Origin of the sequence: Aporhodopirellula aestuarii (genome assembly GCF_023701485.1) — a bacterium.
Taxonomy (GTDB): Bacteria; Planctomycetota; Planctomycetia; order Pirellulales; family Pirellulaceae; genus Rhodopirellula; species Rhodopirellula aestuarii.
This window is the reverse complement of record NZ_JAMQBK010000074.1, coordinates 1-22,927: the sequence shown is the minus strand read 5'-3', so window position 1 is coordinate 22,927 and position 22,927 is coordinate 1. Positions and strand designations below refer to the sequence as shown.

General features: G+C 54.6%; 16 protein-coding genes. 3 read left to right on the top strand and 13 right to left on the bottom strand.

What is annotated here, in order from left to right:
• Window positions 1–582 precede the first annotated feature (582 nt).
• From NB063_RS25435 to NB063_RS25415, 5 genes are all read right to left on the bottom strand, one after another.
• The gene (locus NB063_RS25435) at window positions 583–3,675 is read right to left on the bottom strand and encodes an autotransporter outer membrane beta-barrel domain-containing protein (RefSeq protein WP_250931849.1); all 3,093 of its coding nucleotides are present in this window, start codon (window positions 3,673–3,675) and stop codon (window positions 583–585) included.
• A 992-nt stretch (window positions 3,676–4,667) separates the two neighbouring features.
• Entirely contained in the window at window positions 4,668–6,236 is a 1,569-nt protein-coding gene (locus tag NB063_RS25430) for a serine hydrolase domain-containing protein (RefSeq protein ID WP_250931848.1), read from the bottom strand.
• A gap of 20 nt (window positions 6,237–6,256) precedes the next feature.
• The gene (locus NB063_RS25425) at window positions 6,257–8,794 is read right to left on the bottom strand and encodes a CehA/McbA family metallohydrolase (RefSeq protein ID WP_250931847.1); all 2,538 of its coding nucleotides are present in this window, start codon (window positions 8,792–8,794) and stop codon (window positions 6,257–6,259) included.
• Between the two features lie 140 nt (window positions 8,795–8,934).
• Window positions 8,935–9,078, bottom strand: coding sequence for a hypothetical protein (locus tag NB063_RS25420; protein ID WP_250931846.1), 144 nt, complete (start codon window positions 9,076–9,078; stop codon window positions 8,935–8,937).
• 488 nt (window positions 9,079–9,566) lie between these two features.
• Window positions 9,567–10,259 carry a YHS domain-containing protein gene (locus NB063_RS25415; RefSeq protein ID WP_250931845.1) on the bottom strand — a complete coding sequence of 231 codons (693 nt, stop codon included), beginning with the start codon at window positions 10,257–10,259 and terminating at the stop codon, window positions 9,567–9,569.
• Window positions 10,260–11,049: 790 nt separating this feature from the next.
• Between NB063_RS25415 and NB063_RS25410 the strand changes: the two genes are divergently transcribed.
• Window positions 11,050–12,051 (top strand): DUF3179 domain-containing protein, encoded by a 1,002-nt coding sequence (locus tag NB063_RS25410; protein ID WP_250931844.1) that lies wholly within the window; start codon window positions 11,050–11,052, stop codon window positions 12,049–12,051.
• 38 nt (window positions 12,052–12,089) lie between these two features.
• Here the strand turns inward: NB063_RS25410 and NB063_RS25405 are convergent, their stop codons facing one another.
• The 4 genes from NB063_RS25405 to NB063_RS25390 form a co-directional block, all read right to left on the bottom strand.
• Entirely contained in the window at window positions 12,090–13,424 is a 1,335-nt protein-coding gene (locus tag NB063_RS25405) for a TIGR04283 family arsenosugar biosynthesis glycosyltransferase (RefSeq protein ID WP_250931843.1), read from the bottom strand.
• A 35-nt stretch (window positions 13,425–13,459) separates the two neighbouring features.
• Window positions 13,460–14,566 carry an inorganic phosphate transporter gene (locus tag NB063_RS25400; protein ID WP_250931842.1) on the bottom strand — a complete coding sequence of 369 codons (1,107 nt, stop codon included), beginning with the start codon at window positions 14,564–14,566 and terminating at the stop codon, window positions 13,460–13,462.
• Window positions 14,563–15,624 carry an arsenosugar biosynthesis radical SAM (seleno)protein ArsS gene (gene arsS / locus NB063_RS25395; protein ID WP_250931841.1) on the bottom strand — a complete coding sequence of 354 codons (1,062 nt, stop codon included), beginning with the start codon at window positions 15,622–15,624 and terminating at the stop codon, window positions 14,563–14,565. Before arsS ends, NB063_RS25400 begins: the two co-directional genes overlap by 4 nt.
• Window positions 15,625–15,703: 79 nt before the next feature.
• The gene (locus NB063_RS25390) at window positions 15,704–16,879 is read right to left on the bottom strand and encodes a methyltransferase domain-containing protein (protein WP_250931840.1); all 1,176 of its coding nucleotides are present in this window, start codon (window positions 16,877–16,879) and stop codon (window positions 15,704–15,706) included.
• A gap of 624 nt (window positions 16,880–17,503) precedes the next feature.
• Here NB063_RS25390 and NB063_RS25385 point away from each other — a divergent pair.
• Window positions 17,504–18,367, top strand: coding sequence for a DUF547 domain-containing protein (locus tag NB063_RS25385; protein ID WP_250931839.1), 864 nt, complete (start codon window positions 17,504–17,506; stop codon window positions 18,365–18,367).
• Window positions 18,368–18,517: 150 nt separating this feature from the next.
• Window positions 18,518–18,829 carry a hypothetical protein gene (locus NB063_RS25380; protein WP_250931838.1) on the top strand — a complete coding sequence of 104 codons (312 nt, stop codon included), beginning with the start codon at window positions 18,518–18,520 and terminating at the stop codon, window positions 18,827–18,829.
• A 139-nt stretch (window positions 18,830–18,968) separates the two neighbouring features.
• Here NB063_RS25380 and NB063_RS25375 read toward each other — a convergent pair whose 3' ends face one another.
• The 4 genes from NB063_RS25375 to NB063_RS25360 all read right to left on the bottom strand — a co-directional run.
• A complete protein-coding gene (locus NB063_RS25375) occupies window positions 18,969–19,145 on the bottom strand; it encodes a hypothetical protein (protein ID WP_250931837.1) in 177 nt (58 codons plus the stop codon).
• A 56-nt stretch (window positions 19,146–19,201) separates the two neighbouring features.
• Window positions 19,202–20,554: an NADP-specific glutamate dehydrogenase gene (gene gdhA, locus NB063_RS25370; RefSeq protein WP_261367589.1), complete on the bottom strand. Its 1,353-nt coding sequence runs from the start codon at window positions 20,552–20,554 to the stop codon at window positions 19,202–19,204.
• 95 nt (window positions 20,555–20,649) lie between these two features.
• Complete coding sequence (locus NB063_RS25365) at window positions 20,650–22,182, bottom strand: mercuric reductase (protein WP_250931835.1); 1,533 nt, start codon at window positions 22,180–22,182, stop codon at window positions 20,650–20,652.
• A gap of 100 nt (window positions 22,183–22,282) precedes the next feature.
• The coding region (locus NB063_RS25360; RefSeq protein ID WP_250931834.1) for a TVP38/TMEM64 family protein at window positions 22,283–22,927 on the bottom strand (645 nt) is incomplete at its 5' end.

The window sequence follows — 22,927 nt, the reverse complement described above, 5'->3', positions numbered from 1 at the left end:
AGTGTGCCGGCCCGGTCGATATGAAAACTTCTCCGCTAATCCGGCTCAATGATTCTACTAAGCTCGGTCTACCAAGATCGGCTCAAACTCGCGTCGGATGAACTGCGTCTGAAGTTATGGTCGACATCTGGAAAACACCCTCCCCGGCCTGATTTGTGTTCACTGGGGCGGACATGTTACCAGAGAGAGAGTCCGACAAATTCGTCGGTCGGTTTCGGGAGGCCGCTTCAGAACGCTGCTTTCCTGTCATCCCACCCGATCGAGCGAGAGCGAACCGTTTTGCCCCGCATCGGCGGACTGCCAAGTGCTACCGCCGCACCGCCTGAGTGACTTTGAAGCATGAGCCCGTATTGTGAATGACCAAACGGAGAAAGATCGATTCGGCGATTCGTTCTCCGCGGTGAAGACCTCCCTTTTCGTGGCTGTACCTACGGAATTGAAGAAGGCCACCCTTGGTTTCAGCCGAGATTCGGATCGCCCGATTTAACAATCGTCGCTGGAAAACAGGAGTCTGACGTTCGTTCGAATAAGTCGATAGGACGCGTTAGACAGTCGCATTTTTTTGTACCGCGTGGGGCATTGTTACCACGTTAACTGCATTCCGCCGTTGCCGACGTGGAACACTTGGTGCTCGTTGAATTGGACGTCATAGCCACAAGACAAGCTGACGTTGGAGCGTGGCTGAACAGTCAATCCATAACCGGCCACGGCCCAGTCACGCCCTAGATCCAATCCTTGGACCGCGAAATTGGTCGCATTCGGCGCACTGAATCTTGACTGAACCACTCCTGCGGTGTCGAGAAATTCATGCATCCAGAGAGCACGAGCACGATGTGCGATCGGCACGCGTTGACTCCACACTGCAGAGCGTGCGATATCCACGCCCAACATGCTGCGCAACGAATGCGTGTCGACATCGTCGACGTTGAGGTTCATCGCGCCCGCGCCCGTCTCCGAGAAATCATTTTGGTGATGATAAATGTACTGCAGTGTTGCGAAGGGCCTGACCGCAAACTGCCCCCATTCCGCTTGCCTGCCCCGCTCAAGGCTCACAATCGCTTGCTGACCTGAATAGTCCCCACGGGCCACTCGATTGACTCCGCCAAACGCCACCGTTCGCGAGGACTCATAGGCGTCGTAACCAAATCCGCTGGTCCCTTGCCAATACCCCCAGCCATCGGTGTGTCGGAAGTAGGCCCCCAATTGAACCGCATCGACTCGCGCAGTTTGAAGGGACGAGACCGTTTCCAGATGAGCATGGCCATAACCGCCGTAAATGCCCAGCAGGGTGTGCTCGTTGCACCATCGCTGAAGTCCAAACAAGGTGCCGCCGAGTGAATAATCAAGCCCCGCTGCGTTGCCATCCCCGTCGGCGTCACCGCCCAGACCGTATCCCGTTAACCACCCATCCCATTGCCTCGGCCGGCAGCGGGCCGGTTGTGAAATGAGATCTGCGCAGCCGCTTTCTCGGTAGCTGACCAATTGGATATCCGACTGCGGGAGCGCGCGAGTTTGGGCAACCGCCCTCGGGGTAGAGAAGCGTCCCGACGCGCTCGCATTTCTCAATCGACGTCCCAGGATTTGATTCCATTGGGAGGTGTGCTGTAACCCGACCGATGCAAGACTGCCGTACACTTCGCCGCTCATATGAGACATTGCGAACTGCTGCTGGGACGCCGATTGGACCATTAGTTCATCAAGCACATCACCCATATCGCCCACGGCGAGGGGGCTGAGTAAGTCCAACGACGCTCCTACCGCCGACTGATTTCGAGTCAATGCCGTGGCCGTGTATCCGGCAGGGGCACGCTGCACCATCAATTCCAGTTCGTTCACGCCGTAAACTAAAACAAAGTCCCGCATTGGCAAGTAATCGGTCACGGACGTAAATCCGGCGCCGGAGATTCCACCGGTCGTACGTAAGATGGTGTACGTGGTTCCCGGTTGGTAAGTCCCAGCGGCCGCTTGTACATCCACCGTACCGCCATGAAGGATTGCCGTACTAGGGGTGCCAGTGACATCAATCAGGTCATTGTTGGTTCCAGCAACCGTGCCCGCAGCGTTCAAATCAACTTGATAGGTGGAACCCACGTTTTGGGTATAAGTCCCATCGACCGTGAAGGTCCCCAGTAACTCCCCGGGGGAAATTAGCCCAGATACCGTGGTCGCGCCCGCGGCGCCGGAGCCACGAAGCTCGGTCCCAGCATCCGTCGACAGGCTACTAGTAATCGATCCGCTGATGATCAGATTCCCTGCACTCAACGTGGTGTTGCCATCGTACGTATTCGTTCCATCCAGCGTCACGGTGCCGGCGCCCTGTTTCGTCAAAGCACCTGTTCCGGTCATGTCCCCGTCGTACGTGCCGTCACCGGCCTGGTCGAACACCACGCTCGCGTTGTTGGTGATGTCACCCTGCAAACTGGACGTGTTACCCTGCAACGTCCCGGCCGTGACGGTCGTGCCGCCGGTGTAGTCATTCGTTCCATCCAGGGTCACGGTGCCGGTGCCCTGTTTCGTCAAAGCACCCGTTCCGGTCATGTCCCCGTCGTACGTGCCGTCACCGGCCTGGTCGAACACCACGCTCGCGTTGTTGGTGATGTCACCCTGCAAACTGGACGTGTTGCCCTGCAACGTCCCGGCCGTGACGGTCGTGCCGCCGGTGTAGTCATTCGTTCCATCCAGGGTCACGGTGCCGGCGCCCTGTTTCGTCAAAGCACCTGTTCCGGTCATGTCCCCGTCATACGTGCCGTTACCGGCCTGGTCGAACACCACGCTCGCGTTGTTGGTGATGTCACCCTGCAAACTGGACGTGTTGCCTTGCAACGTCCCGGCCGTGACCGTCGTGCCGCCGGTGTAGTCATTCGTTCCATCCAGGGTCACGGTGCCGGTGCCCTGTTTCGTCAAAGCACCTGTTCCGGTCATGTCCCCGTCGTACGTGCCGTCACCGGCCTGGTCGAACACCACGCTCGCGTTGTTGGTGATGTCACCCTGCAAACTGGACGTATTGCCCTGCAACGTCCCGGCCGTGACGGTCGTGCCGCCGGTGTAGTCATTCGTTCCATCCAGGGTCACGGTGCCGGCGCCCTGTTTCGTCAAAGCACCCGTTCCGGTCATGTCCCCGTCGTACGTGCCGTTACCGGCCTGGTCGAACACCACGCTCGCGTTGTTGGTGATGTCACCCTGCAAACTGGACGTGTTACCCTGCAACGTCCCGGCCGTGACGGTCGTGCCACCGACATAACTATTGGTGCCGCTCAATACGACCGTGCCAACGCCTTGTTTCTCGATGTTGCCGTCCCCCGAAATGGATGTTTCGATGGCTGTCGGATTCCCAGCACCAACTGTCAACGTTGTGGTGATACCCGAATTGATCGACGCCGAGTTGCCCGTGATCGTGATGCTATTCGATCCGGTGATCACCACGTTGGTCGTTCGAGCGAATGGGGGCAGATCAGTGAGCAGAGTGATCGTGCCCGTGACGGCATTGTCGACAATGATGTCATGTGATCCCGAGACGTCCGCGTTGGCATCGACAATCGCTTGTCGCAACGACCCGGCACCATCGTTGTTCGTATTCGTGACGAAGAAATCCGTCGCGTGAACGCTGTGTGCGGACAAGACAAGCAACAAAATGGCGAGCGATCCTCCCCCCCGTAGACAATCTTGTTTTTTCATTTCGGCGTCTCCCGCATGGAATGCATCGATATCGTGACCGCCTTCGATTCGGATCGGCTCAAGTCTCCCTGGAAAGGATCAATGCTACCGCCTGGCGCCTAATAGCCCCCTTCGGATGATTCCGTTGCGCACTTGACCTCATCCGGAACAGAGACAAGATGTGTCCGAATCAGCGTCCCCGCTTCCTACCTGAACAGAACAACATGCCACCAACCCACTCTCCAGAGCAAAACACATCCGCTAAAAGGAGGGCAACATTCTGTGGGGAGTCTCTGCCATTCAGCATCTGCGGAAAAGATATTCAGTCGTCGCCGGTGGTAGACCGCAATTGCAACCTTCGAACAGTCAGTAAGCTCCCGGCCCCAGTTTCACTCGCGATAACCAAGCGTCTAGCAGCACCTCATGACCACCGCATTAGTAAATTGGCGCGGAGCCGGCGACCGTTTTTCCACTCTTCACTTCGAATCAGTAGCAGCCGCCTCCTTTGTGATTCCAGATGAGGTTGCAGCAAGCCAAGGCAACGTCTTCGATGAAACATTTGCCTCTTCAAATAAAACAACTTCGCATTTGGTTCACAAATCCGAGAGGTTCCCGACCGGCTTCGCTCTGACGATTGCTCACCGCAGATACCATTTCCGATGCCATCTCCGCCTTTTCTGACCACGCCAATGTGGACTCACCGGACCGAAATATTCGTTCCGGTATTTTTTCCCACCACGCTTCTAGCTGGGCAGCGCCACTTCTCACGTAGCTCGGTCTCTCAGGACGTCGATTGTATTACTGAAGAATTTCAAAAGTAGCGGAACGGCGCGAGCCGTCCGGTCCCGCGTTACCGGACGGCTCGCGCCGTTCCGCTAAAAAGAGCACTATAACAATCGACGTCCCCCGAGACCGAGAATTGCAGGCGTTACCCGCTTCCGGAGCCTCGGAAAGGCTCCGCAACGTGAAAGTCGAAAACTCCAAGACGTCCGCCAGAAAGTGGCGCTGTCCGGCTAGTCTTCACTTCTCAAGTCCTGCTCCGCTTCAGTCTTGATGTTTTTGAGAGCTTCATCGTCGGGCTTTAGTTCCAATCCTTGGTTGGCGAAGACCAAGGCTTTCTCTGGGCGAGCGTTGTTCAGAAAGGCTAGAGCTGTCTTTCTCAGCAACCACGCTTTTCCCGGCGTCGTCTCGACGTCGAATTCCATCAGCCGCAGTCCATCATCGATGCGTCCGTCTTGAATCAGCTGTGTCGCAACGGCTGAGTTGGCGCCTCCCCAGCCCGCTTTCGATCCATTGGCCTGAAACCATTCGATGGCTGCTTCGACGCCATCGGCTTGGACGATTTCGTACATCCGCTGCTCCTGGGTGAGGCGACGTTTACCCGGCATTCGGTAGGGTTGTTCGGTCACGACAGCGATCAATTCCGCACTGAGCCTTTGAACGGCATCCCACACGTCAGTCGATGCGATCGGGTCACCTTGATTGCACAGCACGATCACGAAGGCATCATCCTCCACCAGTCGACTTTCCATCGCCCTAAATCCATTGATCGCCCCCCCGTGGTTAATCACCTTGGTTCGCCGCTTCGTCACCGGATGAGTGCGAGTATCGATCTGCCAGCCGTATCCATAATTACTGTGTGGCCGTCCGCCCGCCGCTTTCACCTCCGGCACGTCTCGGTTCGGAGTGAACATCAGGTCGCGATGTTTCTTCTTCAAAAGCTTGTTGGTATATAAGGCTCGATCCCACCGAAACATATCTTCCACCGTCGAATACAAAGCTCCGGCGGCTCCGGGCGACGAATCCAAATCGATGTAAGCTGCGTTCTCAAACGCAAACGGCCCCCGCGTATAACCGCTCGCTCGCTTTTCGATCACGGTTCGGTTCCGGTCGTACCCGCTGTTCTTCATTCCCAAGGGATCGAAGATTCGCTCGTGAAGATTCTGCTCGAAGCTCTTCCGCGTCACCTTTTCAATGATTCTGCCTAAGATGCAATAACCTGCATTGCAGTAGCTGTAGATTGTGCCGGGATCATTCGCGAGATCTCCACTGCAATGCAATTTGATGAACTCGTCTTTATCGAAGGACAGTCGCGAGATCGTTCCTCGGTAGTCAAAGCTCGATGTGAAATCTTTGATGCCCGATTGATGTGACATCAAGTGATGCAGCGTGATCCGTTCTCCGGTGTCTTTGCGATAGTAGGGCAGGTGATCAATGATGGTGTCGTCAAGCTTGACCTTACCCTCTTGAACCAGTTGCATCACGAGCATGCTGCAAAACTGTTTGCTTACTGACGCCAATCGAAATTTAGTATCGGTGGTATTGGGGATGTTCCATTCGCGATTTGCCAAGCCAAACGCTTGCTTGTAGATCACCTTGCCTTCATCGGCGACGAGCACGGCACCAGAGAACAAACCCGTATCGGCGGTTGCTTGGCAAAGTTGTCGCAAGGCTTCCTCTTTGTCAGTCCCGACCTCCAAATAACCCTTGGGAAGAGCGGATTCCTTTTCCTGTGCAAACGCTGAATGGCACAGCATCAGGCATCCAAGCAGCAGGCCAAATTGCAATCTTCCACGTTTCATATTTTCTTTCTGCAAAAGGTCTAGCGAGTGGCCGGTGCTGCGGCATTCGGAAGGGGCATACCGAGTTCGTCGCCGTTGTGTTGGAAACCATTTCCGTCAACGTCCACGAAGATTGGATTGCTAACGGCGATCGGCGGACGTTTTCCGTAACGCGTTCCCATGACCTTTTCCATCGTCATTCCCTCGCCGATCGTTGCCACGATCAGGTGCGCATCCTGATCGAGCGACAAACTGATTGACGAATCAAATTTGCGAACGGCAGTCATGCTGCCGAACAAGTCGGGCGAATTCTTTCGCGTGTAGTTGTGTTTTTTGCTCGGTCGACCGCTGATGAATAGTTGCACGCGATTGACGTCCAACCAGTTCGGGCACTGCACCGTCACTTTCAACATCACTTTCCCGTCGGCCGCAACGAGTGAATCCCCAGGAATCGCTGTGTCCCGGCTAGTAGTAGATTGACCTGCTACGGAAAGGAATGGTCCAGTCGACATGACGATGTGTCCCGATTCAGCTTGTCGAACCATTTCGTCGGTTGAAATCTTTGCGGGATCGTCCGTGCTGCAGGCGAACCAGTTTCTTCGCCAGCCGCTGCCGTGGTGGTTGTAGTGCGCATCGGTGTTGATGACGCCCGGAATGCGGTAACCTTGATTGAGTAGTTGCAACCACTGAAACATTGGAATCCGCATGCGACGCACACTTGGCGGATTGTTCGGGATGTCCTGAAAAATTGTTTCCAGCGGATGAACTTCCACGACATCCGTCCATTTCAGCATCCCGCGGAATCCTGAATCGGGAATTCCATCAGTATCCACGTCACCGTAGATCTGATGTAGATTCGGGTGATTGATTTGCACCAATTTGTCCGATGCGTCGTCCCACATGGCGAGACGTTCGATCTGCACGACCGGATTGGATGAGGTTCGTGGGCCACCGCCATTTTGCGTGTGAGGGTGCCAGTGCAGCGGGAATGAATTTTGATGGTTAACCGGCGTCGGAGAGCCCGTCAATTCGATTCCAGTGCAGGTTGCCATCAAGTGCGTCAGATTCATCTGCTGCAGGTGTGGCGTGTAACTGTCGATTCGATTGTGTTCGGTGCAGGGCGCAAACTCAACATTTTCGCACAGTAGGTTCTCGACTCGCCCGTATTGGTCGGACGTGTTGTCGCCCGAAGGACTGCTGTGGCTGTGCAAGTCAGCGCTGACCCAGCCAGTCGTATCGACAACACGATCAAGCTGCACCGCGATTAGCTGCATCTCCTTGGCGATAATCTCAACCTCTTTCCTGACACTGTCGTATTCTGGCCCACGGCTGAAATAGATCTCATACTTGCCCGGGTCGAGTGGGCAATGCATGCGGCCGTGCACCGAGTAGACGAGGTTTTCAACAAATGTCCTTGTGCTGCTGAGACCAAAGTTAGGGTGGTCTCCATCTGCCGCATAAATGGTTGCCTTCACGGGAATAAAATTGCCCTGGTCATCTTTGACCTCAGCAACAAAGCCACTGACGTCCGTCAAAGGCAAAGTCACTGTTCCATTCTCTTTACCTGATTGAAAAGCGACCTCACTACTGTCGCATCCAATCGCGGACGCAACAGCGACGTATTTGCCGGGAATGAGCCTGGTGTGGGCGATTCCTTGGTCGTCCGTCTGCAAAGTAAACGAATCCTGAACGCCATCACCGTTCTCGCCAACCGACCGCACAACAACTTTGGCACGATTGACTGCATCCAGTCCGTCAGCGGGAGGAGTCTTCGGCCTAACTACGAATTTGTACATGGCTGGTGACAAGTCGGAATGTTCCGCGACCGTTCGAAGGTCGGCTGGGCTGGTCGCGGGATAAAGTCGTACCGTCCATTTCAGTTTGCCATCGGTCCGCTCGACGTGAGCGTCCGAATACCGCAATTGATTAGGCCGTCCTTTTTTCCAGCTCGGTGGTTGCCGCACAAACGGGTTTTTGAATCCAATTGTTTGTCGAAAAAACGAATCGGCACAGTAGGCAACGCTGCCAAATGTCTCAAATGAAAACCATCCATCGGCACGCACACCATCAAACGCTCCGACCTTCTCCGCCGCATCGCCGTCAATCTGCACGATCGATTCGACAAATGCGTCGCCGTCCTTCAAGCGATATTGCACGAACGCCGTCGTGCCGTCTTTGGAGATCGTTCGGGATGATCGGCATTGCCAAAACACTGCGTCACCATCACGGCCGGTAGTTACCTGAGACGGGTCATGAAAAAAATATCGTCCCGCTGTCGGCGTGTAAGCGCTAAGTTGATCGTTGGATGGTTCATTGAGTGTGAGGTCCAAGATCGAACCACCAATGTTTCGGATCGTCATGTTGGCATCGCGAGTAGGCACCGCCGCCGCAATCGTCAACGATACATGGTCGTTCTTCAGCAGATAGTCACCATAGATCCAATCGACCTCCTTGCCATCGATTGCCGGTTCGGAACCAGGGACAATGACCTGCAATTCAGCGGCGGCCGCTTGTATTGCGGACATCCCAAGTGAGAGTCCAATGACAAGACGAAACAGTGTTGCGAGGCGGGAATTCATGATGGCGGGGCAGATAGGAGCGAAAGTCTATTCTTGAATGATAGTCGACTAGCCCCCTCTCAACCGCGTGTGTTCAAAAAACTCAGCCAAGCACTCGCGTCAAGAAAAGGAGACTTTTACGCATTCGGCGAGGATGCAACTCAACCGAACCAATCGACGTCGCAGTCGACGCGGGTATCAACGTCGGCGATCGTCGCCTCGGTGTCTTCGTACCCATTGACGTTGTCCTGCCGGCCAATTTCCAGCAGCGGTTGCCCGAGTTGCCCGACAGGAGCATTCCGCAACCGGTTTCCTTCCGCCTTGAATCTGATTCATAAGGCGTGCAGGGGTACGAGCCGTTTTGTCCATAGCACGAATGATCGCAGATTTGCCCCTCGACGAGATTTAGCATCAGTCGCAAGGCTAGATCAACGCGAACACCGGACCGCCCAATCCGCTTCAACCATCTCCACGAACAGGCGGTGTAAAAGATCACATGCGTCTGTGACGCATCCCAAACATCGCAGACACCCGATTCAGAATTTCCCATGTTCCAGGTCACACGCTCGATCGTCAGTTCGCGGACGGCCGATGAAATAGCCGGCAACATCTCCGACAGATTTAATCGCCCGCGAAGAGGCCGATTTAGAGGCGAAGGCTCAGTTTACCGGCCCCGTCCCAAGAGCCAGCGGGTCGAAGCCTCCGCCCCCTCAAAATCTCGTAACCCATTTGCCGGTCAACGCAACGCGACCAAATTCTTCATTGCGGTCCAATCGAGTGCCTCACTCGATCTCTACTTGGTCACTTCGTACTTGCTCGGGTTCTGATTGAACATCTGTTGTTGTTCTTGGCCTGGGAACAGATATCGCATTCCTTTGTAGAAGCTGGTGAACTCGGAGACGCCGTCAACGTCCTTATTCATCTCGACACGACAAACCGTGCATTTGCCGCCGAGTGCAATATCGGCGTGAGCATATTTCTCCTTATTCGCTTGGAACATGCTCTTCGCTTTCTCGTTTGAGAATAGATACAGATGGTCTTCGTGCAATGCCGCGAATTGAAGACTTCCCGGGACTCGCTTTCCCATTTCCACCAAGGCGACGATGCAGTCGCCACCGAGAATGGGTGTGTACTTTGTGGGATCTTGCACAAACATTTGCTTCTGTTCTTCGCTTGGGAACAGGTACGTCTTGCCATCGTATTGTGCTGAGTACTGCGCATCGCCCTTCACCCATTTTTTCATTTTGATGATGCATACAGGACAATAGCCTTGCAGTCCTACCGTGCCAGCGTTGGTCTTGGTTCCGCTTCCTGCCCGGGTTCCGCTACCTGACTGGGCAGACGGCGTACTTGCTGATGGAGTGGTTCGTGTGCCTGATTGAGCATGAGCGGCGGTTGCGAGGAGCGAGCCGAGCAGGAGGGTGGTCGCGACAATCGCGAAGCGGCGGGTGACCAACAGGTGTGCTTGGGAAAGGAGACGGTTCATCGTTTCTCTCTTTGAAAGTCCGAGTAATGGAATGGTTTGCTGACTTCAGAGGGAAGACGGAATGCAAGGGGTTTCCTTACACCAAAACTTTTCGCCTGAAAACCTTTCTCGTCTGTGAGGCCAATCACAACGCTGATTAGCGTGCCAGACCGGGATGCTGGCGGTTTACTTACCGGGAACACATTGGCTTCCCATGTTTACTCGATGAGACGTTGATTTCTTTAGTGCCCCTTTTTAGCGGAACGGCCCAAGCCTTCCGGTCCCGCGTTACAGGACGACCTACGTCGTTCCCTTACATTAGTAATTCCCCAGTAATTAAATCGACGTCCCGTAGAGAATGACCTTGGCATTGCGTTTGGCACTTCATCGCACGAGAATTCTTTTGCTCCTCTTTTTGCAAATTGTGAGTTAGTTCACAGTCCAACGAACGCGTTACTGCGATAGTGACATAAGGATGCATGCGGCAACCCTTCAGTCGTTGCCGTAGCTAATTTGACGTGCCTGAACCCTGGGAAGGTGTACGCGGTTGATCGTCGGTGTTTGCAGCAGGCGGCGAATCGAGTGGTTCAGCTGAGCTACTCGATGAGCATCCGACGAACGGGATGCAAAAAAGAATCGCCAAAAGTGCCACTCGTATGTTTTTGAACATCGTTTTCTCCATCGCAGCTTGAACAAGAAACATATACCGGGACAGAGCATCTCTTTCTTCAGATTGGCATGTCCAGAAGGCATCTCACAGAAACATCGAAATCATCAACACGTCGATCATTCGAAAGGGAGTTGATCCAAAATGGGTATTCAGTTCGGCCTTATCCGCAGTCTGCTGTTTTTCACTCCATTAGCGATTGCAGCGTCATGGTCGTTGCAGCGTCACGTTGATCGTCTTTACGGTGATCCGTTAATCGTCCAGCCGGTACAGCTTCGAGGACAGGGAGGTAGCGGATTTGCGTTGAGGCAAGCAACCATTCCAGTCCAAGAGATTCGCTCCGGTGGCCCTCCCAAAGACGGAATTCCCTCTCTGTCGAATCCAACGATGGTTTCCGCCTCGGAAGCGACGTACTTGCGAGCGGGCGATCGAGTGATTGGCGTTGAGTCTGGTGGTGAATCACGTGCCTACCCGCTCGCAATATTGAACTATCACGAGGTCATCAATGATCGCATCGGCGAACTACCGATCGCGGTTACTTATTGTCCGCTGTGCGATTCGGCAGTCGTTTTTGATCGTTGGACTCCGCTCGGAGAAAGGGAATTCGGCGTCTCGGGTTTGCTCTACAACAGCAACGTGTTGATGTACGACCGATCCGATACGGAAAGCCTCTGGTCGCAGGTGAAAGGCGAAGGCGTTTCTGGCCCCGGTGCCAGAATGAAGCTAACCATTTTGCCGATGGAACTGACCACGTGGGCTGCCTGGCAAAAACGCCATCCAAACACAACCGTCGTCTCGTCAGAAACCGGCCATAGACGAAACTATCAACGCAGCCCGTACGCGCGTTATTTCAAGCAACGGAATTTGATGTTCCCGGCGAAGCCAATCAACAACGCGTTGCCCTTAAAGGAACGTGTGTTGGGAGTCTGGGATGATGCCAACGCCTTGGCGATTCCCACATCCGCGTTTGGAGGGAAGACGATGCAGATCGAAAAGTCGCTCGGCAGTAAAAAATTCACTGTGGCCTTCGACGCCGACGATCAAACGATTCGAGTCGTTAAGGCGGACGCTGAACTTCAGTGGATGAATACGTTTTGGTTTGCGTGGTATGCGTTTCGACCCGAAACCGAGATTGCGAGTCGCTGACGCTGTCCTCCGCGTTGCCCAACCATTGGTTTCGAAACTTATGAAACCCAACGTCGCGACCGATACCACTGATCGAGTTTCGCTGGCGAGACACCAAGGTGATAGCTGGCGATGCAAAGTTGGTTGATGAGCGTGGTTTTTAGAATCCCAAGTCGCAGCCAACGGCGAGCCGATGTCGTGACTGCGGCTTCGGCCAGCGAGATGGCTCCGCGCTTCCTCAAGCGGCGGCATAGCTCGACATCTTCCATTAGCGGCCAGTTCGGAAAACCACCCAATTTATAAAACGATTTTGCCGACACAAACAAACCTTGGTCCCCGTAAGGTCGCCCAAGGAATCGCGACCTGAAATTCACACCCTTTTCAATCCATCTCAATCCGAAATGGTCACCGTCGATCAGCAACGAAAAGGCTGCCGCGATTACGCCACGCTGCAGTGTCGCCCGAACGTGCTGATGAAAGGATTCCGGCAGTTGGGTGTCAGCGTGCAGGAATAGCAGCACGTCGCCGCTCGCAACCGCCGCGCCAGCATTCATCTGACACCCTCGCCCAGGATTAGCTAAGACGACCGTCGCACCCATGTGTCGAGCGATGTCGATCGTCCTATCCTCGCTGCCGCCGTCGGTGACAATGACTTCGACATTTGGAAGTCCAACAATTCCGCGAAGCGTCTGTTCGAGACATTGCTCTTCGTTCAGCGTCGGCACAATTACCGACAACATACCCTCACGAGTCCGCGGAAGCACGTTGTCAAATGTCTCAGGAAATCGCCGACAAACGACCAGGTCCTCTGGATAGTCGACATCCGAAAGCGTTTGCAAATAATGAACTTTGCATCGCGACTGCTTTGCCTTCCGGGCGGTTTGTCGCAAGACGTTTTCACTCCCCCACTCGATCTTTTCAAAGAGGTGAGGCTGATTCGCGCTCAGCCCAATCAGGTAATAACCACCGTCAATCGCCGGCCCCAGCACTACGTCGACGTGTGACAAAGCGTTGAATGCTTCATCGAGAATCGCCGAGTCGATTTCCGGGCAATCTGAACCCATCACCACAACTCGCGTCGCCCCTTCGTGGAAGGCGGTCGCGAAGGCATCGGTCAATCGCTGGCCCAAGTCGCCGCCGCTCTGCGAACGATAGGTTAGGCCCGCTCCAAACATCCGACTCATTCGCGAAGCTTCGCCACCAGCGAACCGCACTTCCAAGTCACAAGAATGGTCTGCACCGAAGTCATTCACAACAGCAAGGGTGCGCTTCGTGAGTGCCTGCTGAAGTTGTGCGGCGCGTTCTGCTCCCAACGCCGGAATCATGCGAGTTTTCGTCACACCTGGTTCGGGATACCTCGAGAACACGATAACGCGATTGTTTACTGGCATCATCGTGTCGTTTCGAGAATAGTCGCGCGTGGCCAAGGCTACGTTAACAGGCTAAAAACGAGCCAGGCGATCAACGCAGCCGCGGGTAGTGTCGTCACCCATGCGAGCAAGATCTGACCGATCGACTTCCAGTTCGCTTGACCAGTCACACTTCCGATCCCAAACAGTGCGCCGCAGGAAACATGGGTGGTGGACACGGGCAACCCCCAGCGGCTCGCGAACACGACCAACACCGACGTGACGAGATTCGCGGAAAAGCCCTGACCCGCGTTCATTTCAGTGATGCCGTGGCTCAGCTTTTCGGCGATCTTCTTCGCACCGAACCAGCCACCGATGGCAATCGCCAAACCGCAGACTACGGTCGCGGTGAGCGAATTGAGGGCTGGGACAATCAATAGAATCGCGGCGATTTTTGGCGTGTCATTCAAGCCACGCGCGAAACTCACCATTCCGGCGGAAAGAAAATGCATGGTATCGAGCGATTGACGAGCATCGACACCCACAAGGTTACCGGCATAATGATCTCGACAGCTGACGTTTGTCCCCAACGTGACCGAAAGCTCCTCAGCACGCGTCATTGCCATCGCGCCCGATCCCAACGGAACAACCTCGACGACTTCGCGACCGCTGCAAAGACATGTTTCTTTTGTAATCCCCATCGCAATCCGGGTTCGACGAAACGTCAAATAAAGGATTGCCGTAACGAGGATCGCAATCAGTGGACTCAGCAGCAACGGTGCCATCAGTTTGGACGACAAAACATTCCAATCGACAGCGAACGATGACGCACCCGCCGCTCCGACCATCGAACCCACCAAAGCATGAGTGGTCGAAATCGGAAACCCAAGGCGGCTTGCCAGCATCACGGTAACGCCCGCAGCCAACGCGACGGCAACGCCGAATTCATTCTGAGAGACGAGTGCGTCAGGCACGATTCCCTTGCCAGAGAATCGCTCTAGCAGTTCGCGAGCCAGCCAAACGGCCGTCAGCGAACCCGCTGCAGTGGTTACCGTCGCCCACACGAGTGCTCGGCGGTACGTCGTTGTATCACTGCCGTACAACGTGGCGACGCCTTTAAAGTTGTCGTTCGCGCCATTGGCGTACGCCAGCAAAATGCCTGCAACGAGGGCGAAAAGAACGATCATTGTGCCGCTCCGACCTTAACGACTGCGCCCTGGCAACTCGAGCCGCATCCGGCCGTGCAGCCGAAGCAATGTCGGCCGGTTTGAATCACGCGGTCGCCAAGTCTCGCGGGATCGAAATCCGAAATGTGCCGTGGGAGATCTGCAGGCAAACTCATGTTCAACATTTGGTTGAAATCACAGTCGAACAGATTTCCCTGCCAATCAACAGAGACCATCGTGCGACACATGACACCTTCGACGGTGACCGGATTGAATGCTTCGATCAGCTTCTGCATGTATTCATCGAGTTGGTCGTTACGGAGCAGATCATCGAGGAACCGGCTGATCGGAAGATTGGTGATCGTGTGCAGTTCCGAAAATACAATATCGTAGCGAGATTTCAGCTCGTCGCGGTAGGTCGCTTCGAGTTCGTGTTGCGATGGCGGCAACGAAGTTCCAGTGGGGTTGTAAACGAGTGTCAGCTTTCGTCCCGAACCGGGGTACCCGTATCCTAATTGGTTCAAACGCTTGAGAGCGCCGATGGAACGCTTGAAAACTCCGTCGCCGCGTTGGCTGTCGCAATTTTCTTCCATGTAGCACGGCAAAGAGGCGACGACTTCGACGTCATGTTCGGCAAGAAACTCGGGCAGGTCCTTAAATCCATTGGCCATCAAAATCGTTAAGTTGCAGCGGTCAATCACTCGGCGCCCAAGTTTGCGAGCTTGCTCGACAAGCCAACGAAAATTGGGATTCATCTCGGGTGCCCCACCGGTGATATCCAGCGTCGGGATGTCGTTATTCGCCAGCACACCGATGATCTGCTCAGCCGTTTCTCGTGACATGCTTTCGCGACGGTCCGGCCCGGCGTCGACGTGGCAATGAGTGCACGTTTGATTGCATAGCTTACCGACGTTGATCTGCAGCACCTCGATGCTAGTTGCCCGAAGGGTTGGCAGACCGCTGGAGCAAAGTTTTTGATCGAAGTAAGGCAGCCTCGGCTTCGCTTCCGCCTCGAGAATTTCTCGCTGCATGGCTGCGTTGGCGAGTTCGCTTTTTTGTCTTAGGAGTGATAATTGCATGGTGGTTCTTTGCGTAGCCTAGGCTTTCAGCCAAGGACAATTAGATGCATAAATGATACCTGGTCTGGATGCCTACGATCTAACAACACGGTCCTTCATCGCTGCAGCCATCAGTCGCTCCGGTAGTCTCGTCGTATTCGAGCCCCTTCGTTTCACGAGGATGACGTCGCGTGCTGCGCCGGCAACCGAACGGCTTTGCATCTTCTAATGATACAACTTCACGCGGCTCAATCGCGTCAAACATGTTGGTGTACGGTTCTTGCTGGAGGAGATTAAACGTCTTGTCGCAAACGGCCATCCGCTCACCGCGGAAATAGGTGTGACCGTCGTCATCCTGAACCTTCTTGAATGGACCGCGATACGACACCGCTTGCCCGCGTTCCAAGCAAGGACCTTGCTTTCCTTTGTGCGCAACAACCGTCACGCTGCGGAATTCGATTCCTTCGACAATCCGCCATGGCTCAGCTTGTCTCTTAACGATTTCGATTCCGTGAAAGCCTGCGTCCTCGAACGCTTTGAGAAACTCATCTTCACGAAACGCACCGGTGATGCATCCCGACCAAAGCTCCGGGTCTTGTTGCAAGCGTTCCGGGACTCTCTCGTCACTCACGATATCACTAATCGCCGCACGGCCGCCGCGTCTCAAGACGCGAAAGATTTCGGCGAACAATTGTCGGCGATCTTGCTGCCGCACGAGATTCAGGACGCAGTTGGACAAAACGCAGTCGACTGAATCGTCAGCGACGAGTGGTCGTTCACGACGCAGCCTCTCCTCGGTGTGACGTAGCGAGAGATAGCCAGCTGGATCGTTCACGGGATGTTCTGACAATTCACCCGCAAGTAGATCCAGATCGAGCGCCAAATCCTGAATCAGGCCATACCGAAAGTCCACGTTTGCGTAGCCGAGTTGCTCTGCCACCGCTGGCGAGTGCTTGCGAGCGAGAAAGAGCATTTCACGATTACAATCGACACCGATGACACGCCCTTTGGGACCAACGACTTGGGCCGCGATGTAACATAACTTGCCACCTCCGCTGCCCAAATCCAGCACCGTTTCGCCGGAGCGAACGAAGGGCGTGGGATCGCCGCATCCGTAATCCCGCTCGATGATTTCTTCAGGGATCACCTTCAGCAAATCGGTCGAATATTCAACCGGGCAGCACAGCGCGGGTTCGACGGCCTGAGCGGCAGCGGCGTACCGCTGGTAGACCGAAGACTCGGCGACTTGTTGATCACTGGACAAGGCTATCTCCATAGGACCGACTTCCTTTCGGATGCGAGTTGGGTTTGCCACACATTGAAAAGCGAGGCAGTTCGCAAGGGAAGACGGAAAACCAACATGATCCTTACACTATTTCGAAATTGTTTTTTGCAGTCACTTAACGTGTGCCCGAACCGCCAGATAACACAGAACGCGTCCCAGTCCCGCCGGGAGCGGCGTAGCTTTGCATTAGGGCAGTGGAAGAAAACGAAGGTATTGAATCGCTCAATCCAGAACCTCGGCACGCGGGTTGCGAATACGAAGGCGACTCCGAATCGGTGGGTGATCCCTATCCGGCCGAGGAAGCGGAGCCACTACCGCTCTGACAGGATTCGGGCTGGCGGCATCCGGCAAGCAGCAGATATCCAAACGCAGCAACGCCGAAAACTGATGGCATGGCGAATATTCCATGAGACATTGAGGGCATCCTTACGAAAACGCAGTAATGTTCAGCTTGGAACGAGGTTTCGTGCCTGGTTCCTTTCAGCTAGGTAAGTCCGTTTGAAGTGTGAGCCGACACACAGGGGCGGAACATTTATTCCGATGGCCATTGAATAGCGAATGGCGTAACGGAAGCTATTCTTTTCAGTTCCCTCAATGAACGAACGGAGACACCCAATGAGAAACCGCTTTGCCACCCCCATCATGATCGCGTTGGCCACGGGTGTCGTCACGGTGTTGTCGATCAACCCGTGTCTGGCTGGGTCAAAGGTTACCGTTTGTGCCAGTGTCCCTGCGAACGAGCAAGTTTCGATGGACCAGATTGACCCGCGCAATTGGGATGCCTTGCTAAAGCGATACGTGGACGAAAACGGAAACGTAAATTACGCGGGATGGAAACAGTCCGCTGCGGACGTACAGGCTCTTGAAGCGTTTTTGAGATACCTTTCGTCAGCAAACCCCAACGCAGAGGCGAGTCAAGCTGCCAAATTCGCTTTTTGGATCAACGCCTATAACGCGCTGACGGTTCATGGGATTCTCCGTGAGTATCCCACGACCAGCATTCGCAATCACACCGCAAAACTGATTGGCTACAACATTTGGGACGACCTGCTGCTGACGGTTGGCGGAAAACCGTACTCGTTGCACCAGATGGAACACGAAGTGTTACGAAAAATGGGCGAGCCACGAATTCACTTCGCCATTGTTTGTGCCTCACGCAGTTGTCCGCGACTGTTGTCCGAAGCCTACACGGCCGAGAAACTGGATGCTCAGTTGATCGCCAACACAAAAGTCTTCTTCGCCAAGCCTGGTAACTTCCAATACGACGCCGCAGGACACAGGTTCCAGCTCTCGTCAATTCTTGACTGGTTCGGCGAGGATTTTGGTCGCGACCAAGCCGCCCAGCTTCGCACGATCGCACCCTACTTGCCCTCACGCGAAGCCTACGATGCAGCGATCGCGAATTCGGTTTCAGTCTCCCATCTCGATTACGACTGGGGATTGAACGATCAGGCATCCGCTCGCACAGCCCGCCGTTGATCAGTTAGCTCGTCAACAACCAGCTTACAGATGCCGTCGATTTCCCGAATGCTTCCGCGTCGGCGCCACCAGACGCTTGTCGACGCTCACAACGCAGATCAAGCCTATGGTTTTTACAATCCAGAATTGTGGCGACGATTGACGTGAGGATTGGCCGATCCCGACCAAGACTCGGTTTCGCAAGAACTCTTGCCAGATATTCCAGATCGCGAATCACGCGAGTGCATTACGCTCAACTATCCGCGCAAGTGCTTATTTCGAGCCAAGCAATTGCACCAAGCACTCGACATTCCGGCAGCGCCGTCGCCGGGAGTCATTATAAATCTGTATGCCGGCGAAGCGATTGAAACGCCCACCGTGATGTCGATTGATATTCAAGTCAGCAAGTTAATAGTCGTAAGAAACTCGACCGGTGCTGGCGTCATTACAGCAACCACCACGCAACACGCAATCGGCGGTTGATTTCGCCATCTGCTGCAATGAATGGCTCGAATTGCACCGATTTGAGTTGAAAAAATCCTTGATTAATCGTGTCAAAAACTTCGGCAGCTCGTTCTGAACCGAGACGGCAGAGTTCGGGTATGTGCTGGATCCCGGCGAGTCAAAGATTTTTCTCCATCTCAAAGCTGATGTTCCGATAGCAAACACCGAGCATAAACTTGAGAGGCAAATGAACACCTTGAAACTGCGTCATTCCCAACATATTTGCGATGCTGCCGTAGGTCTCATTGAGAGGTCCGGTTGCTTGGTTCGGGGTAATCACGTGGAGTCGCGGCATGGCCACTTTTCTTTAAAGTGGAATCGGAATCATTGACGAACTCACAGTGCATTTGGTCAAACGACACCGTACGCCAACATCGCGTCGGCGACTTTGATGAAGCCAGCGATGTTGGCCCCACGGACATAATTCACGTAACCATTTGCCTGTCCATGTTTGACGCATTTTCTGTGAATGTCGCTCATGATGGACTTGAGCTTCGTGTCCACGTCCTCATGGGTCCACGACAGACGCAAGGCGTTTTGACTTTGTTCAAGTCCCGATACGGCAACACCACCGGCATTGGCTGCTTTGGCGGGACCAAAGAGAACTTTGCAGTTCACGAAGGCGTGAGCGCCCGCCAATTCGGTCGGCATGTTTGCGCCTTCAGCCACTGCGCGGACTCCGTTGCCGATGAGAGTTTTCGCGTCCTCAAGATTCAGTTCGTTCTGTGTCGCACATGGAAACGCGACTTCGCATGAAACATTCCAGGGCCGATGACCAGCATAAAACGTGGCTCCACGGAAGTGATCGGCATACTCAGAAATTCGACCGCGAGCAACTTCCTTAAGGTTCTTGATGAAGGCAAGTTTTTCGGCATCAATGCCATCCGGGTCATGAACGAAACCAGATGAGTCGGAAAGCGTGACGACTTTTGCGCCCAGCTCGGTCGCCTTCTCAGCCGTGTAGATGGCGACGTTGCCCGAACCAGAGACGACGCACGTCTTGCCCTTGAGGGTATCGCCTGCGTGGTTGAGCATGTTCTCGCAGAAGTAAACGCAACCATAACCGGTGGCCTCGGTGCGCATGAGACTGCCTCCGAAAGTTAACCCCTTTCCGGTCAGGCTTCCCACAAAACGATTTTCGAGTCGTTTGTACTGCCCGAACAGGTAGCTGATTTCGCGGCCCCCGACTCCGATATCCCCAGCTGGAACGTCCGTGTCTTCACCGATATGGCGATGAAGTTCAGTCATCAGCGACTGGCAGAACCGCATAACCTCGCGATCACTCTTGCCCTTGGGATTAAAATTGGCTCCGCCCTTTGCGCCGCCCATCGGCAGCCCGGTCAGGCTGTTCTTGAATACCTGTTCAAAGCCGAGGAATTTGAGAATGCTCAATGTCAAGTCGGGGTCAAACCGCATGCCGCCTTTGTACGGTCCGATGGAATTATTGAATTTCACGCGCCACGCCCGGTTGGCTCGGATGTTCCCATTCTCGTCTTCCCACGCGACCCGGAAAATGACGATTCGGTCCGGTTCCGTCATGCGTTCGAGTATTTGAGCATCCTTGTATTTTCGGTTTTCCTGAACGAAAGGCATGACGGTTTCTGCGAACTCCCGTACTGCTTGGTGAAACTCCAGTTCACCGGGATTCCGCCGTTCAAGTCCGCTCATAAAGTCTTCTGTTTCTTCGCAGGCATCATTCCACATCTTGGCTCTCCGCGTTTTGTGATTGGATGTACTCACCAATTTTAGCCGCGATTCCGAAGACGAGTTGGAATTCATTCCGTGGGAGGGACTGCGTATTAACTTCCGACATTGAGTCGTTGCAACAGGCCGAGAATTTTCTTGCTCAGCGGAGTTAGCTTCGTGCGGCTGAACTGGTCACCCAGCTTGCGGATCGCTTCGGCTTGCGTTGGATAGGGGTGAATAGCGCTGCCGATCTTCCCGAGTCCAAGCCCGCCGGTCATGGCGACCGTGATTTCGGAAATCATGTCGCCCGCGTTTTCGGCAACGATGGTCGCGCCGACGATCTGGTCGGTCCCTTTCTTGGTGTGAACTTTCACGAACCCATCGTCTGCGCCTTCTAGAATGGCTCGGTCGATGTCGCTGAAGTGTTGGACGTAGGTGTCGACTTCGATTCCCGCCTGCTCGGCCTCATTTTCGTACATGCCAACATGGGCGATCTCAGGCGAGGTATAGGTCGCCCACGGTATCACCAAGTCACTCGCCTTTTTCTTGCCAAACGGTCCGACCGCAAAGAGAGCATTCTGGATCACGATGCGGGCCATGAAGTCGGCAGCATGGGTAAATTGGTACTTCGAGCAGATGTCACCGGCAGCGTAAATGCGCGGATTCGTAGTCTGCAAGTTGTCGTTGACCTTGACGCCCTTCTTGTCGAAATCAACACCCACTGCTTCCAGGTTCAAGTTTTCAACGTTTGGTGCACGACCGACGGCAACCAGCAATTGGTCAACCGGTTCGTCATAGGTTTGCCCATGGGACTCGACGGTCAGTCGAATTCCACCGTCGTTCTTGATCACAAGGTTACGACCGCAGCAGAGCAATTTCACTCCGTTTCGCACCATCTCTTTCTGGACAACTTCGGCGGCTTCTCGATCCTCGCGCGGCATAATGCCGTGTTCTGATTCGACTAGAAAGACTTCCGAGCCAAGTTGAGCGAACGATTGTGCCATTTCACAACCGATCGGCCCCGCTCCGATGATCCCTAACCGGCGTGGTAATTCGGTCAACGAGAACACCGACTCGTTGGTCAGATATTCAACTTCGTTCAAGCCCGCAATGGGTGGCGCGGCCGCCCGAGCACCGCTGGCGATGACCGCTTTTTTAAAACGGAGTTCGGTGCCACCCACGTCGATCGTGCTGGAATCGAGAAAACGGGCTTGGCCAAAAAAAACATCGACGCCAAGATCGCGGAACCGAGTTGCCGAGTCGTTATGACTGATCCCAGCACGCAGCTTTCTCATTCGCTGCATCACGGCGGCGAAATCGACGTTGACCTCTGGTACGTCAATACCGAATTCGCTGGCGTCTTTTGCGTCCGCTGCGACTCTCGCGGCGCTGATGATCCCTTTGGAGGGGACGCAACCGACGTTCAGGCAGTCGCCACCCATCAATTCCCGTTCGACCAGCGCGACGCGTGCTCCCAGACCCGCTGCACCAGCGGCCGTAACCAGACCAGCCGTGCCGGCTCCGATCACAACCAAGTGGTAGGGACGCATGGGCGTTGGACTGGACCACTGCGGTGGGTGAACGTTCGCTTCGAGAGCTTGGTTGTGCTCGTCGTTGGGCTGCAACTGGATTAGTTCGGATGTCATGGTTGCTGTGCCTTCCGTTTTGGCTAGCTGTTGAATAGTTTCAGTTGGAGAGTTCATGTCAGAGCTTTCTGGATGGAATGATGCGACGGGTTATCGCAAACTAGAGCGATGGGTTTTCCATAGCTGGCAGTTCGTTCCTGCGACGGATGAACTTCGTCGCGAATCGTACGATCAGTGGAAAAACACCGAGTAATACAAAGGCAATCACGATCTGCGTGAGTTGACTCGGAGTAAAGACAGCACCGATGCCTTTATCTGCAAGCGTTTGCAGATCGGGAACGCTGGATCCTGCGTAAACATAAACAGCGGTACCGGCAAGCATCCCCAGTTGGCTGACCCACCAGAACGTTCGGGTGCGGATCGGTGTCAGCCCCATGACGGCGTTGATGACGAAGAACGGCACTGCCGGGATCAGCCGCAGCGTGAACAGAAAGAATGGCCCCTCTTTCTCCAGTGATTGATTGAAGTTTTGTAGACGATCGCCAAAACGCTTCTGAATCGCGTCACGAAACAAGAATCGACTGAGCAGAAATGCCATCGTCGCTCCCGCCGTGGAAGCGAAACTGACCAGCACAACGCCCCGAAGGAGCCCGAAGTACCATCCGTAAACCAGTGTCAGCACGGCGGCACCAGGTAAAGATAGCCCAGTGACGACGACATAAACGAGAAACGCCGCACCGAACACAAGGACAGGATGTTCCGACTGGTACGTCCGGAGCTGCGTCTGGGGATGTCCCATTCGTTG

What these genes read in the sequence shown, in the direction of transcription:
- NB063_RS25435 (WP_250931849.1), bottom strand. Translation starts at nt 3,675, where the DNA reads ATGAAAAAACAAGATTGTCTACGGGGGGGAGGATCGCTCGCCATTTTG.
- NB063_RS25430 (WP_250931848.1), bottom strand. Translation starts at nt 6,236, where the DNA reads ATGAAACGTGGAAGATTGCAATTTGGCCTGCTGCTTGGATGCCTGATG.
- NB063_RS25425 (WP_250931847.1), bottom strand. Translation starts at nt 8,794, where the DNA reads ATGAATTCCCGCCTCGCAACACTGTTTCGTCTTGTCATTGGACTCTCA.
- NB063_RS25415 (WP_250931845.1), bottom strand. Translation starts at nt 10,259, where the DNA reads ATGAACCGTCTCCTTTCCCAAGCACACCTGTTGGTCACCCGCCGCTTC.
- NB063_RS25410 (WP_250931844.1), top strand. Translation starts at nt 11,050, where the DNA reads ATGGGTATTCAGTTCGGCCTTATCCGCAGTCTGCTGTTTTTCACTCCA.
- NB063_RS25405 (WP_250931843.1), bottom strand. Translation starts at nt 13,424, where the DNA reads ATGATGCCAGTAAACAATCGCGTTATCGTGTTCTCGAGGTATCCCGAA.
- NB063_RS25400 (WP_250931842.1), bottom strand. Translation starts at nt 14,566, where the DNA reads ATGATCGTTCTTTTCGCCCTCGTTGCAGGCATTTTGCTGGCGTACGCC.
- arsS (WP_250931841.1), bottom strand. Translation starts at nt 15,624, where the DNA reads ATGCAATTATCACTCCTAAGACAAAAAAGCGAACTCGCCAACGCAGCC.
- NB063_RS25390 (WP_250931840.1), bottom strand. Translation starts at nt 16,879, where the DNA reads ATGGAGATAGCCTTGTCCAGTGATCAACAAGTCGCCGAGTCTTCGGTC.
- NB063_RS25385 (WP_250931839.1), top strand. Translation starts at nt 17,504, where the DNA reads ATGAGAAACCGCTTTGCCACCCCCATCATGATCGCGTTGGCCACGGGT.
- NB063_RS25375 (WP_250931837.1), bottom strand. Translation starts at nt 19,145, where the DNA reads ATGCCGCGACTCCACGTGATTACCCCGAACCAAGCAACCGGACCTCTC.
- gdhA (WP_261367589.1), bottom strand. Translation starts at nt 20,554, where the DNA reads ATGTGGAATGATGCCTGCGAAGAAACAGAAGACTTTATGAGCGGACTT.
- NB063_RS25365 (WP_250931835.1), bottom strand. Translation starts at nt 22,182, where the DNA reads ATGACATCCGAACTAATCCAGTTGCAGCCCAACGACGAGCACAACCAA.